This window comes from Blattabacterium cuenoti, assembly GCF_014252455.1.
Lineage (GTDB): Bacteria > Bacteroidota > Bacteroidia > Flavobacteriales > Blattabacteriaceae > Blattabacterium > Blattabacterium cuenoti_R.
Genome location: NZ_CP060245.1, coordinates 522,726 through 537,540, shown reverse-complemented (window position 1 = coordinate 537,540; position 14,815 = coordinate 522,726). Strand labels below are relative to the sequence as shown.

Genomic DNA, 14,815 nt, shown 5'->3' with positions numbered 1-14,815 from the left:
AAAATATTTTATGGGGTTTCATATTAGTATAGTGTTTATTACTATACTTATATCTGCTTTTTTTTCCGGAATGGAAATGGCTCTTATTTCTTCTAATTTATTCAAAATAGAATTAGAAAAAAAGAAAGGATCTTTTCGTTCTAAATTACTTTCTATAAGTATTCAAAAGTATAAAACATTTATAACTACTATGTTAATAGGAAATACTATATCGTTAGTTATATATGGAATATATATGGAAAAATTATTTATATATATTTTACCAAAAAGTTTTTTAAATCATGATAATTTTTTTTATATTTTACTTTTAGAAAGTATAATTTCTGCAATTATTATTCTTATATTTGGAGAATATATCCCTAAACTAATTTTTAGGATATATTCTAATGAATTATTAAGTTTATTTATTATTCCTGTATATTTTATATATAAAATATTTTATCCTATTACTAATTTTATTATATGGATTACTAATACTTTTTTAAATTTTTTTGGTGAAAAAAAAGATGATAAAAAAAAAATTTTTGATAAAGAAGATTTAATTTATTTTATATCAGAAAATATAAAAAACAATATTCAAGGAATAGTAGAATCAGAAGTAGAAATATTTCATCAAGCTTTGGTTTTTTCTGAAAAAAAAGCAAAAGATTGTATGGTTCATAGAAAAGAAATTATTTCTTTAAATATATTAAATATATCTACTATTGATAAAATACGTTATAAATTTACGGAAAAAGGATTATCAAAAATAGTGATTTATAAAAATAATATAGATAATATTATAGGATATATTCATTATTTAGATATTTTAAAAAAACCTAAAAATATTGAATATATTATTCTTCCTGTAGAATTAGTTCATGATACTACACCTGTGCGAGAAATTATGGATCTTTTAATTAAAAAAAAAAAAAGTATAGCAATTGTATTAGATGAATATGGTGGAACGGCTGGAATGATAACTATAGAAGATATTTTAGAGGAATTTCTTGGAGATATAAAGGATGAACATGATGAAATAAAATTTATTGATAAAAAATTAAATGATAATGAATTTTTATTTTCAGCTCGTTTAGAAATTGATTTTTTAAATACAAAATATAAATTAAATCTTCCAAAATCTGAAGAATATGAAACTTTAGGAGGTTTAATTGTTAATTATATCGGGTATCTTCCTAAAGATGGAGAAAAAATAATTATTAATGATATTTTATATATTGAAGTAAACAAAGTATATAAAAATAAAATAGAAGAGGTTTTTCTTAGAAAAAAAAATTATAAATGAGTTTTTTAGAAAAAATTAGAAAAAATACATGGATTTTATTTTTATTTATAGGAATTTTTTTAATTTCCTTCATATTAGATCCTAATATTTTAATTAAATTATTTATAAAAGATTATAATAATATAATAGGAAAAGTAAATGGAGAAAATATTTCTATAAAAGAATATATAAATACTTTTCAATTTTTAAAAAGATTTAATCAGTCTGATTCAGATGTTGATTTAAAAAATAAAGCTTGGAAATTATTAATAAATGAAAAATTATTGAATCAACAAGCTTTAAAATTAGGATTAGAAAGTACTAAAAAAGATTTTTGGAATGCTATATCTAAACAATCTATATATAGTTATGTCTTAGATTTTCAAGATAATAATGGTTTTTTTGATTTAAATAAATTTAAAATTTATTTAAAAAATTTAGAAAAAAAATTACAATATAATAATTCTCAAATTGAAGATGAAAAAAATATTTGGTTATATGAAAAAAATAATATACCAAAAAGAATTCTTTCTCAAAAATATATAGAAATGTTAATGTATGGATTAAATACATCTTTAGTAGAAGCAGAATTAAATTTTAAAAATAAAAATTATAATACTATTATTGATTATATTTTTATTCCTTATTCAGAAATAGAAAAAAAATATAATTTATTAAAGATAAATTATTTTGATATAAAAAATTATATTCATAAACATAAATTTCTTTTTCATAAAGAAAATTTAAGAAATCTTAGTTTTGTTATTATTAGATCTAAACCATCTTTAAACGATAAAAAAAATATGAAAAAAAAAATGAGTATTTTATTTAATAAATTGAAAAATACTCATAATGATTATGATTTAGTTGAAAATTATTCTGAAAAATCTTTTGATTCTCATTATTATTTTAAAAAAGATCTTCCTGTATTTTTACAAAATTTTGTTATTAAAAATAATAACATAGGGAATATATTGGGTCCTATAGAAAAAGATAATATTTATATTATTGCAAAAATAATAGGGAAAAAAAAAATATCTGAATCAGTTTTATCTAGTCATATTTTAATTTCTCATAAAGATGCTATACGGACATCTAATCATAGAACTAAAAAAGAAGCTGAAAAAATAGCTAAAAAATTATATAAATTTATTAAAAAAAATCCTGATAAATTTAATTCTTTAGTAAAAGAAAAATCAGAAGATATAATAAATGCAAAAAACCATAAAGGAAATTTAGGATGGTTAAGATATGAAGATCAAAAATATATTGGACCATTTAATATTTTTAATTCAGAAAAAAAACAAGGAATGATTCAATTAACTGAAACAAAATTTGGATATCATATTGTACGAATAGATAAAAAGAGTCCTCCTAATACTGCTTATAAATTTGCAGTTATTATAAAAACATTAAATACATCTAATAAAACGGAAAATTTTATAAATAAAAATGTTAAAAATTTTTTATTAGAAATTAAAAATTATACAATTAATACGTTTATTAATCAAGCAAGAAAAAAAAAATATGAAACTCTTTATTTAAGAACTATTAATAATAATCAATGGAAAATAGATGGATTAAATACAGATGTAGATAAAGAAATTATTAATTGGAGTTTTGAAAAAAAAAGAAAAGAAGGAGATAGTAATGTCTTTTATTCTTCAAATAAAGATTCTATTATTGTTTATCTTTCCAAAATTAAACAAAGAGGATTTAATATTGAAAAAATTAAAAATGATATTATTCCATTAATTAGAAGAAAAAAAATAGAAAAAATTTTATCTTATAAAAAGTTTAATTTTGAAAAATTAGAAAAAATAGCAAATTTTTTTTCTAAAAAAATAGAAAAAAATTATAAAATTAATTTTTATAATTCTATTATTAATCATGATAAAGAACCAAAAATTGTTGGATTTGCTTCTTCTTTTAAAACAGAAAAAACTTCTAAACCTTTATTAGGAAAAAAAGGAATTTTTTTTATTAAAGTATTAAAACATTCTTCTTATACTAAAAAACCTTCATATCTTTTTTATGAAATAGAAACATTAAATACTTTTTTAAGAAAAAATATATTAGAACTTGTAGGAAAAGTATTAATAAATAAATCTAGAATAGAAGATTATAGAAATATTAAAAAATTTTAATTACGTTTTATAGAATTTAATTTTTCTTTTTTTTTAAAAAAAATATGTTTTTTTTCTGTTATATGTTTTTTATCAAAACTATTTTGAATAATTTCATTATAAATTTTATTTTTAGCATTTTTTAAAAATCTAACACCTTCACCCATCATACGAGCAATTTCTGGTATTTTTTTTGGACCAAACAAAATTATAGCTATAATAATAATTAAAAAACTTTCTTCAATACTAATAAATAAAAATGTTATCATTATTTTTTTTCTATTTTATTATTTTTTTTTAGAAAAATCATATACAATAGATGACGCTATAAATATGGAAGAATAAGTTCCAATACTTACTCCTAAAAATAAAGCTAACATAAAACTACGTATAGAAGTTCCTCCAAATAAAAAAATAATACTTATAACTAATAAAGTTATAAATGAAGTGTTGATTGTTCTATTTAAAGAATTATTAATTCCATTATTTATAATATTTTTTGTTAATTTTTTTGAATGATATTTTCTTATTTTATCGTAAACAATTACGGTATCATTAATAGAATATCCTATAATAGTTAATAAAGCTGCAATAAAAGTTTGATCTATTTCTAAAATAGGAATATATTTATAAAAAAAAGAAAAAAAACCAATAACAATTATAATATCATGTAATAATGCAATAATAGCTCCTACTCCAAATTGCCATTTTTTAAATCTTATAAAAATATAAAAAAATATACCTATGAAAGATAATATAATAGAGAATATCGCTTTATTAGTTATTTCTGAAGCTAAAATAGGTTCTACTTTTTCTGTAGATAAAATTCCTAAAAATTTATTTTTTTCTATTTTTTTAAAATTTTGATAATTAATATGATTATAATAAGGTTTTAAAACTAAAAACATTTTTTTTAAAATTTCTTGATCTACTTGATTAGATTTATTTTGAATTTTATATTTAGTTATTATTTTTAATTGATTTTTTTTACCAAAAGTTTTTACTTCTGGAAATGAATATTTTCCATTTTCTATAAAAATTTTAGATAAAGATAATGAAATTTTTTCTGGTATAACTTTTTTATCAAAACGGATTATATAAGAACGTCCTCCTAAAAAATCTATTCCATAATTTAATTTTTTATAAAAAATTGAAAAAATACTTATTAAAATTAATATCAAAGAAATCATATAATTTAATTTTCTTTTAGATAAAAAATCCCATTGTATTTTTTTTATAAAAAATTTTTTAGAAAAAGAAATATTTTTATATTTTTTTAAATGCCATTCTAAAAAGAATCTTCCTAAAAAAATAGAAGAGAAAACAGATGTAAAAAAACCAATGATTAAAGTTTTAGAAAAACTTTTAATAGGTCCTATTCCAAAATAAAATAAAATACATCCACATAATAAAGTAGTAATTTGTCCATCTAATATAGAAGATAACGCTCCTTTAATAGTATAACTATTATTAATAGAAGTTATAATCGAAAATCCATGATTAATATTTTCTTTAATTTTTTCATAAATAAGAATAAAAGAGTCCATGGACATAGCTAATGTTAATATAATACCAGCTATTCCTGGTAAAGTTAATACAGAATTTGTAGAAATCATAATTCCTAAAATAAATATTAAATTAAAGATTAATATGATATTAGCATATATACCTGGAATTGAGTAATAAAAAATCATCCAAATGAAAACAAAAAATATAGCGATACAAAAGGATAATATTCCATTTTTAATAGTTTCTCTTCCTAAAGAAGGGCCTATAATTTCTGATTGAATAATTTTAATTGAACTAGGAAGTTTTCCTGCATTTAATATATTAATTAAATCTTCTGATTCTTGTAAAGATAATTTTCCTGATATTTGAGATATTCCATTATAAATAATAGATTGAACATTAGGTGCAGTATATACTAAATCATCAAGTACTATAGCAATATTTTTTCCAATATTTTTTTCAGTAAATATTTTCCAATTTCTAGTTCCTTCTTGATTCATTTTAATATTTATAAATATTTCATTAAAAGGTCCAAAAGATTTATATGCATCAATAATCATATTTCCATTTAATTGAGAAATTTCTTTATTAAAATTTTTGATAGCAAATAATTGAAAAAATTTTTCTTTTTTATATTTATAAGTTTTATATCCCCATATAAATTTTATATTATGTAAATTATATGGGAGATAATCAATAATTTTTTCAGAATTGAAAAAATTATTGATTATATTTTTATCCTTTGTATTAACAAATCCTATAGAATTATTAAATGGAATATGACGGATATTTAAAATATCGATTAAAGATCTTTTTCCATTTTTTGAAAAAATTTTATTAATTTTTTCAAAAAATGGAAAAAGATCTTGCAAATTATATATTTCAAAAAAATTTAATTCAGCTTTTTTTTGTAAAATATGTTTTATTCTATCTATATTTTTTATATCAGATAATTCTACTAAAATTTTATTTGAATTTTTAATTCTTTGAATATGATGTTGATGTATCCCTAATTGATAAATTCTAGATTTAATAATATTATAAGCTGTAGAAATAGATAATTCTATTTTATTTTTAATTAATTTTTCTATTTTTTTATTTAAATCATATTCATTATCATAATTTTTTAAAAAAAATTGATTATTAAATAAATCTAAAATGGATAAATTATTTTTATGTTTTTGTTTTTCTTTATAAAATGAATTTATAAAAGTTGTATAATAATCAATATTTGAATTTTGTTCTATTTTTTTATCTGTTATTTTCAAAATTTTTAAAAAAAAAGGATTTGTAGAATTATTAGAAAATTTTTTTAATAAATCCTTTTCAGATATTTCTAAAATCATACTAATACCTCCTTTTAAATCTAAACCTAGATTTAAAATTTTATTATAAATAGAAAAATCATCAATATATAATTTTTTATTTTGATCAAAATTTTTATTATCTAATTGATAAAAATAAATACTAAAAATAATATAATATAAAGAAATAATAGTAAGTGAAAAAAATATAAAAAATGTAAAAAAATTTCTTATACGCATTTTATAATAATATAAAACTTAATAATATTTTTTTAAATTTAAAATATAAAAAAACATTTTGATATTTTGATACAATTTTTTTTATAAAATGAATAATTTCTTTATTAAGTATTTAATAGAAATTAAAGATCATCCTATAATATCTTTATTAATTATAGGGAATATTTTTCTTATAGAAAGTATTTTATCTATAGATAATATAACCTTATTAGCAACTATGGTTTTAAAATTAAAAAAAAATGATCGTAAAAAAGCTATAAAATATGGAATTTTTGGAGCTTATTTTTTTAGATTTATAGGGTTATTATTTACTTCTATTTTAATTAAAATTTGGTGGTTAAAACCATTAGGAGGTTTATATTTAATATTTATTAGTTTAAATTATTTTTTTTTTCAAAAAAAATATAAAAAAATAAAACATCAAAAATCACATTCTTTTTGGAAAATATTAATATCAATAGAATTAATGGATTTAATTTTTTCTATTGATAATATTGTTTCAGCTATTTCTTTTTCAAATAATTTTATATTAATTTTTTTAGGAGTTTTTATAGGAATTTTATTTATCAGATTTTTATCTAAAAGTTTTATTTATTTAATAGAAATTTATCCTTTTTTAAAAAATTCAGCTTTTTATGTAATTTTATTACTTGGATTTAAACTTATTATTTCTTCTTTTAAAGAAAAAAATATTATAAATATTAATATAATAAATATTATATTAGATAATTATTTTTATTTTATTACTATAATAATTTTTATTTTGTCTATTAGTATTTCTTTTTTTTGTAAAAAACTAAACTAATATAATTAATGGATCTTCTAATATTTTTTTTAAATAAGTAATAAAATTACTTGCTGTAGATCCATCTATAATTCTATGATCACAAGATAAAGTAATTTTCATCATATTTCCAATAATAATATTAGAATTTTTAATAATTGGTTTTTCTATAATAGCACCTATAGAAAGAATAGAGGAATTTGGATAATTAATAATAGAAGTAAAAGATTCTATTCCATACATACCTAAATTTGAAACAGTAAATGTACTATTTACTAATTCTTTTGGTTTAATTTTTCTTAATTTTGAACGTTCAACTTTATCTTTAATTTCCTTGGAAATTTGAAGTAAAGATTTTTCATCCGTATTTTTTATAACTGGAACTATTAATCCATCTTTTATAGCTACTGCTACTCCGATATTAATATTATAATGATAAATAATTTCATTATCATTCCAAGAAATATTCATATATATATGTTTTCTTAAAGAAATAGATACTGCTTTAATAATAATATCATTAAATGAAATTTTTTCTTCTATATCAAGTTTTTCATTTAAATTTTTTCTTAATTCTATTATTTTACCTACATTAATTTCTTGAAAAAGATAATAATGTGGTGCAGTAAATTTAGAAAAAGTTAAATGTTTCGCAATTTTTTTTCTTATGGATGTAACTATAATACGTTTTTCATTTTTTAATGACAAATTATTTCTTTTTTTTTCATCATATAATTCAATATCTTTTTTAATAATTCGACCATTATCTCCACTTCCTTTGATTTTATGAATAGAAATTCCTCTTCTTTTTGCCATTTTTTTTGCTAAAGGAGAGATAAAAATTCTTTGTAATTCATTTTTTTCTTCATTCAATTCATTTTTTTCTTCATTCAATTCATTTTTTTCTTCATTCAATTCATTTTTTTCTTCATTCAATTCATTTTTTTCTTTATTTAATTCATTTTTTTCTTCATTCAATTCATTTTTTTCTTCATTATATTGTTTTATAATAGGTTTTATATCTTCTCCTTTTTTTCCTATAATAGCTAAAATATCATTGACTCGTGTAGTTTCTCCTTCTTTGACTCCAATAAAAAGAATTATTCCACTAACATCAATTTCAAAATCTTGAATAGCTTTATCCGTTTCAATTTCAGCTATAATATCCCCTTCTGATACTTTATCTCCTACTTTTTTATTCCATTTAATTACAGTCCCTTCTTTCATTGTATCACTTAATTGGGGCATAGATATTATTTCTGCCATTATTTTAAAATATTTATTTTTAACATTATAATTAAGATTAGGAAGATATTTTTTTATCTAAAAAAGGATAATTAGATTCATTATAAACGTAATCATACATATTCTTTAAAGAAGGAATATCAGAATTTTCTGCAAATTTTACACAAAAATCTACTTCTTTTTTAATTTTTTTTTCAATAAAATCTAAATTTTTTATAGTTTTCCATTTATTTTTTAAAATAATTTTTTTTAATTTTAAAATAGGATCTTTTTTTTTATATAAAAAAAGTTCATCTTTACTACGATATAATTCTGAGTCAGACATAGAATGGCCTCTATATCTATAAGTTTGAATATCTAAAAAAGTAGATCCATATCCATTTCTAGCTTTTTCAATTGCTTTATAAGCAACTTTTGCTATTTTTTCTGGGTCCATTCCATCTACAGGATAAGAAGGCATTCCATATGAAAGACCAATTTTATATATATCTTTTATATTTGTACTTCTTTTGACAGATGTTCCCATTGCATATTGATTATTTTCACAAATAAAAACTACAGGTAATTTCCATATCATAGCCATATTAAATGTTTCATGTAAAGATCCTTGTCTCACTGCTCCATCCCCCATAATAGTAAGTGTTACAGCTTTTCTATTAAAATATTTATCTGCAAAAGCAATCCCAGCTCCTAATGGAATTTGTCCTCCAACAATTCCATGGCCTCCATAAAAACGATATTTTTTACTAAAAATATGCATAGATCCACCAATTCCATGAGAAGTCCCTGTTATTTTTCCTAAAAGTTCCGCCATGACTTTTTTTGGATCTACTCCCATAGAAATAGGTAAAATATGACATCTATAAGCAGTAATAATTTTATCTTTATTTAAATCCATAGCATGAGTTAATCCAGCAGGTAAAGCTTCTTGTCCATTATATAAATGTAAAAATCCTCTAATTTTTTGTTTTAAATATAATGAACGACATTTATCCTCGAATTTTCTCCAAAAAGACATATCTTTAAACCATTTAAGATAAGTTTTTTTGGTAATTTTTTTCATAAGAAAAAATTTTATGAAGTTATATTATAAAAACAAATTTAATCTATAAAAAATAAATCTACAAAAATTTAAAATTAAATAAAATGAATAATTTTTTCTAAATAATTTTTTCTAGAACCCTTAATTAAAATATAATCTGTTTGAATAGAATTATTTTTAATCCATTTAATAAATATTTTCAAATTTAAAAATTTTTTAATTTTATTAGAATTATTTTTTTTTATATTAAAAAATATTTTTCCTATTAAAAAAATAGTATTTATATTACTTTTTTTTAAAAAAAAAATAATATTTTCATGTTCTTTTTTAGAAAAATTACCTAATTCTAACATATCTCCTAATATAGCTATTTTAGATCCTTTAATTTTATTAAAAAAATTTAAAGAAGATAACATACTATTAGGATTAGCATTATAACAATCTGCAATAATTTGTATATTATTTTTTTTTAAAATTTGAGATCTATTATTATTAGGAATATATTCTTCTATAGCTTGTTTAATTTTTTTTAAAGAAATTTTAAAATAAAGTCCTATAGATAAAGCTGAAGCAATATTATATAAATTATAAGATCCAATTAATGCAGATATTATTGGTGTTTTTTTAAATAATAAAATAGATTTTAAATTATTTGTATTATATAAATATTTAATGGGAACATCTGAATCTTTTTTTTCTGAAAAAATATATCTTTTTATTCCTAAACTATTCGTTAATTGTATAGGGTCATCTCCATTTACAAAAACCATTTTTTTATTTTTTTTTAAAAAATTATATAATTCTAATTTCCCCCTTATTACTCCTTGTATATTTTTAAATCCTTCTAAATGAGCTTTTCCAAAATTAGTAATATATCCATAATCTGGATGGATGATATAACACATTTTTTCTATTTCTTTTTCATGATTAGCACCTATTTCTATAACCGAAATTTGAGCATTATTTGGAATAGATAAAATAGTTAAAGGGATCCCTATATGATTATTAAAATTATTTTTTGTTGAATGAACAATTTTATATTTCTTAGAAAGAACAACTTTTACTAATTCTTTAGTAGTAGTTTTTCCATTACTTCCTGTAATGGCAATAATAGGTATATTATTTAATTTTAATCTATGATATAAAGCTAATTTTTGTAAAAAAATTAAAGAATTTTTTACCAAAAAAAATTTTTTATTTTTATAAAAATATTGATTATTATCTATAATAGCTATCATAGCGCCATTTAAAATTGCATCATGAGCAAATTTATTTCCATCATAATTTTTTCCTTTCAAAGAAAAAAAAATAGAATTATTTTTTACTTTTTTACTATGAATTACTATACCAGATGATTTAGTATAATATAATTTATAAAAATTTTTAATTTTGATATTATTATCCATTTTAAAAAAAATCTTTTTCTAGTTTCATTTTTAAATTATTAATATTGTTAATTATTGTTCTTTTTTGATTTTTAATATAAGAAATATATCCTGTTTCCTCTGAAATTACTAAACATATCGCATCTGTTTTTTCTGATAAACCAATAGCTGCTCTATGACGTAAACCTAAACGAGAAGGTATTTCTTTATTATAAGATACAGGAAGTATTGCTCTAGTTTTTATAATTTTATTTTCTATAATTACCACAGCTCCATCATGTAATGGACTATTTTTATAAAAAATACTTTCTAAAATAGGAATATTTACTTTAGCATCCATATCATCTCCATTTTGTATAAAATTTTTAATATCTTGATGTAATTGAATAACAATTAAAACTCCAGTTTTATCTCCTGAAAAAATAGCACAAGCTTTTACAATACTATCTATAGTTTCCGTTTTTATAGAAACTCCTGATTTTCCAAAAATAGAGAAAATAAATTTTTTTAAAAAAATTCTACTTCCTACTATAAGAAGAAATTTTCTTATTTCTGGTTGAAATAAAATAATTAATACTAAAAAACCTCCTTGAAAAAAAACGCTTATTACTACACTAAGTAGTTTCATTTTATAAGCTTCTACAATTTTCCAAAAAATAAAAGTAGCAATAATCCCGTAAAAAATATTTAAAGCAACTGTATTATAAACAAGTCTATATATTTGTAATAAAATAATAGCTACTAAAAAAATATCTAAAATATCTATAAAAGAAATTTTCAAAAAAAATTATAATATAAGTTTTTAAAATTATGTAATAAATTATAAAATTTTATTATAAAATTTTATTAAATTAATACATTCTATCGCTTCTTTTACATCATGGACTCGAAATAATTTTATTCCATTTAAAATAGCTAAAGTATGAATAATAGTAGTAGCATTTAAAGATTTTTTAGAAGAAATATTTAAAATATTTTGAATCATAGATTTTCTAGATATCCCTATTAATATTATATAATCTTTAAATCCTAATAAAGATAAATGTTTTAATAATTGAAAATTTTCTTGTAAAGTTTTTCCAAAACCAAATCCTGGATCTAAAATAATATCATTAATTCCTTTTTTTTTTAAATCAAAAATTTTTTTAGAAAAAAAATGATTTGCTTTTATAATGATATTTTTAGAAAATTCATTTTTTTTTTTATATAAGTTAATATATAAGGAATTTTAAACTTAGATAATAAATTAAACATATGTGGATCTAATGTCCCTCCAGATATATCATTAATCATTAAAACTCCTTCATTAATAGCTATTTTTGCTACTTTACTACGAAAAGTATCTATAGATATTTTGATATCTGGAAAAGTTTTTAAAATTAAACGAATAGGTTTTATAATACGTCTAATTTCTTCTTCTATTGAAGGATATTTGGATCCTGGACGAGAAGAACATCCTCCAATATCTATAATATCTGCTCCTTCATTTAATAATTTTTCTACATGTTGTAAAATTTTTTTTTCAGAATTTAATTTTCCTCCATCATAAAAAGAATCAGGAGTTAGATTTACTATTCCCATAATTTTTGGATTTTTAAAAGATAATAAGGTTCCTGCACAATTAATTGTCATGAAAGAATTAATTTTAATTTTTTAATGAAATAAAATTAAATGATATGAATTGTATGTTTGTTGATTTTATTATGAATAAATGTCAAAAAATATTTAAAAAAAAATTAAATTATTATAATTTATCATGGAATATTATAGGAATTAGTTCTATAATAGATCAAATTTTTATTAAAATAATTAGAATAAAAAATATTCAAAAAAAAGGATATCAAAAAATAAAAGAAGAAAATATTACAGATACTTATATAGATGTTATAAATTATTTGATTATTATTTTGATAAAATTGAATATTTCTTATAAATTTATTAAAAAACTTTCACATTATGAAATAATTAATCTTTATATTAAACAATTTAATAAAATAAAAAATTTAACAAAATTAAAAAAAAAATATCTTTCTTTAGAAAAAATTATAGAATATATTTTTTTTCTAAAAAAAAATAAAAAAAATTTATTGAATAAAGAATTAGAAAAAATTATTTTAAAAATGTTAAACATTATCATATCACTTACACTTAAATTAAAAAATTAAAATCTTTTTAAAAAAAAAGATGAGAAAAAAAATTATTATTGCAAATTGGAAAATGAATCATGATTTTTATGAAACAACTTCTTTTATTAGAAATTTATTAAAATTTATTTTTGAAAGAAAAATATATCATAAAAAAAAAATTATAATTTCTCCTTCTTTTCCTTTTTTACATATTTCTAATCAAATTATACAAGGAACTACTTTAAATATTGCAGCACAAAATATCCATTATATGGATAATGGATCTTATACAGGAGAAGTATCTGCTTCGATGTTAAAATCGATAGGAATTCAAAAAATAATATTAGGACATAGTGAACGTAAAAAATATTTTATAGAAACAAATGATATTCTTTTTAAAAAAATTCAAAAAGGATTACAATATAATTTTGATATAATATTTTGTATTGGAGAAACGTTAATTGAAAGAGAAACAAAAAAACATTTTTTAATAATAAAAAAACAATTGGAAGAAACTATTTTTAAATTTTCTTTAAAATATATTCATCATTTTATTATAGCATATGAACCTATATGGGCTATAGGAACAGGAAATACAGCTTATCCTGAAGAAATAAAAAAAATGCATGAATATATTCGTTTTTTATTTAAAAAAAAATATGGAGAAAATATATCTAACAATATATCTATATTATATGGAGGTAGTATTAATGATATTAATGCTAAAAATATTTTTTCTATAAATAATGTAGACGGAGGTCTTATAGGAAATGCTTCATTAAAAATAGAAAAATTTTTAACAATTATTCAATCTTAATAAGATATATTTGTTTTTATTAGGCCTCGTAGCTCAATTGGATAGAGTTTCTGATTACGGATCAGAAGGTTATGGGTTCGAATCCCTTCGAGGTCACACATTTATTTTATCCTAAATAAGGTTTAAGAATTTTACTTCTAGTAGAATGTTTTAATCTTTTTAATGCGATACTTTCAATTTGTCTAACACGTTCTCTAGTTAAATCACAAAATTGTCCTACTTCTTCTAATGTCATTGGAGGGGATCCATTTAATCCAAAATGTAAGATAATTACACGACGTTCTCTTTCACTTAAAGTTTCTAAAATACGTTTAATATCTTTACGAAGAGATTCTTTTTCTAAATGTTCATCTGGACGTGGAGATTCATCAGATCGGACTAAGTCATATAAATTAGAATCTTCTCCTTCTATTAAAGGTGCATCCATTGAAATATGACGTCCTGAATTTTTTATAGATTCTTCGACATCTTTTTCATTCATATTTAAATATTCTGAAATTTCTCTTGCAGATGGTGTCCTTTGAAGTTTTTGTTCTAAGAGAGACAAAGTTTTTAATATTTTATTTAATAAAGCTAATTTATTTGTAGGTTGACGAATAGAACGTGATTGTTCAGCTATTGCTTGTAAAATAGCTTGTCTAATCCACCAAACAACATAAGAAATACATTTAAATCCTCTTGTTTCATCAAAACGTAAAATTCCCTTAATTAAACCCAAATTTCCTTCATTAATTAAATCACATAAACTTAATCCTTGATTTTGATATTGTTTTGCAACAGAAACGACAAAACGTAAATTAGCATTAACAAGTTTATCTACAGCACTAGAATCTCCTTTTCTTGCTTTACGAGCGTATTTTACTTCTTCTTCTGGAGTTAATAATGGAATTTTACCTATCTCATGAAGATATTTATCTAATGATTCAGATTCACGATTGGTTACTTGTTTAGTAATTTTAAGTTGTCTCATGTC

General features: G+C 19.4%; 12 protein-coding genes, 1 tRNA gene and 1 pseudogene. 6 read left to right on the top strand and 8 right to left on the bottom strand.

What is annotated here, in order from left to right; all coding sequences use genetic code 11:
• Positions 1-10: 10 nt before the first annotated feature.
• Complete coding sequence (locus H0H56_RS02635) at positions 11-1,285, top strand: hemolysin family protein (RefSeq protein WP_185873791.1); 1,275 nt, start codon at positions 11-13, stop codon at positions 1,283-1,285.
• The gene (locus H0H56_RS02630; RefSeq protein ID WP_185873790.1) at positions 1,282-3,411 is read left to right on the top strand and encodes a peptidylprolyl isomerase; all 2,130 of its coding nucleotides are present in this window, start codon (positions 1,282-1,284) and stop codon (positions 3,409-3,411) included. Before H0H56_RS02635 ends, H0H56_RS02630 begins: the two co-directional genes overlap by 4 nt.
• Here H0H56_RS02630 and H0H56_RS02625 read toward each other — a convergent pair.
• Both H0H56_RS02625 and secD read right to left on the bottom strand, forming a co-directional pair.
• The gene (locus H0H56_RS02625) at positions 3,408-3,659 is read right to left on the bottom strand and encodes a twin-arginine translocase TatA/TatE family subunit (protein WP_185873789.1); all 252 of its coding nucleotides are present in this window, start codon (positions 3,657-3,659) and stop codon (positions 3,408-3,410) included. The genes H0H56_RS02630 and H0H56_RS02625 overlap by 4 nt on opposite strands.
• An 18-nt stretch (positions 3,660-3,677) precedes the next feature.
• Positions 3,678-6,443: a protein translocase subunit SecD gene (gene secD / locus H0H56_RS02620; protein ID WP_185873788.1), complete on the bottom strand. Its 2,766-nt coding sequence runs from the start codon at positions 6,441-6,443 to the stop codon at positions 3,678-3,680.
• A gap of 88 nt (positions 6,444-6,531) precedes the next feature.
• Here secD and H0H56_RS02615 point away from each other — a divergent pair, with 88 nt between their 5' ends.
• Positions 6,532-7,248 carry a TerC family protein gene (locus H0H56_RS02615; protein ID WP_185873787.1) on the top strand — a complete coding sequence of 239 codons (717 nt, stop codon included), beginning with the start codon at positions 6,532-6,534 and terminating at the stop codon, positions 7,246-7,248.
• Here the strand turns inward: H0H56_RS02615 and H0H56_RS02610 are convergent.
• The 5 genes and pseudogenes from H0H56_RS02610 to folP all read right to left on the bottom strand — a co-directional run bounded on the left by H0H56_RS02610 (position 7,240) and on the right by folP (position 12,531).
• Positions 7,240-8,493 carry a dihydrolipoamide acetyltransferase family protein gene (locus H0H56_RS02610; RefSeq protein WP_185873786.1) on the bottom strand — a complete coding sequence of 418 codons (1,254 nt, stop codon included), beginning with the start codon at positions 8,491-8,493 and terminating at the stop codon, positions 7,240-7,242. The two genes, H0H56_RS02615 and H0H56_RS02610, sit on opposite strands and share 9 nt — an antisense overlap.
• Before the next feature lie 37 nt (positions 8,494-8,530).
• Positions 8,531-9,535 carry a pyruvate dehydrogenase (acetyl-transferring) E1 component subunit alpha gene (pdhA, locus tag H0H56_RS02605; protein ID WP_185873785.1) on the bottom strand — a complete coding sequence of 335 codons (1,005 nt, stop codon included), beginning with the start codon at positions 9,533-9,535 and terminating at the stop codon, positions 8,531-8,533.
• A 74-nt stretch (positions 9,536-9,609) separates the two neighbouring features.
• On the bottom strand, positions 9,610-10,920 hold the full coding sequence (locus H0H56_RS02600; protein ID WP_394798893.1) for a UDP-N-acetylmuramoyl-tripeptide--D-alanyl-D-alanine ligase: 1,311 nt from the start codon (positions 10,918-10,920) through the stop codon (positions 9,610-9,612).
• Between the two features lies 1 nt (position 10,921).
• The gene (locus tag H0H56_RS02595; RefSeq protein ID WP_185873784.1) at positions 10,922-11,680 is read right to left on the bottom strand and encodes a diadenylate cyclase; all 759 of its coding nucleotides are present in this window, start codon (positions 11,678-11,680) and stop codon (positions 10,922-10,924) included.
• A 39-nt stretch (positions 11,681-11,719) separates the two neighbouring features.
• Positions 11,720-12,531: pseudogene (folP, locus tag H0H56_RS02590) on the bottom strand (dihydropteroate synthase).
• Positions 12,532-12,584: 53 nt separating this feature from the next.
• Here folP and H0H56_RS02585 point away from each other — a divergent pair.
• From H0H56_RS02585 to H0H56_RS02575, 3 genes are all read left to right on the top strand, one after another.
• Positions 12,585-13,064, top strand: coding sequence for a nucleotide modification associated domain-containing protein (locus H0H56_RS02585; protein ID WP_238858465.1), 480 nt, complete (start codon positions 12,585-12,587; stop codon positions 13,062-13,064).
• 19 nt (positions 13,065-13,083) lie between these two features.
• The gene (tpiA, locus tag H0H56_RS02580; RefSeq protein ID WP_185873782.1) at positions 13,084-13,842 is read left to right on the top strand and encodes a triose-phosphate isomerase; all 759 of its coding nucleotides are present in this window, start codon (positions 13,084-13,086) and stop codon (positions 13,840-13,842) included.
• Between the two features lie 22 nt (positions 13,843-13,864).
• Positions 13,865-13,938 (top strand) — tRNA-Arg (locus tag H0H56_RS02575).
• Positions 13,939-13,948: 10 nt separating this feature from the next.
• On the opposite strand, the gene H0H56_RS02570 is transcribed toward H0H56_RS02575, so the two are convergent.
• A complete protein-coding gene (locus H0H56_RS02570) occupies positions 13,949-14,812 on the bottom strand; it encodes a sigma-70 family RNA polymerase sigma factor (protein WP_185873781.1) in 864 nt (287 codons plus the stop codon).
• Between the last annotated feature and the right edge of the window lie 3 nt (positions 14,813-14,815).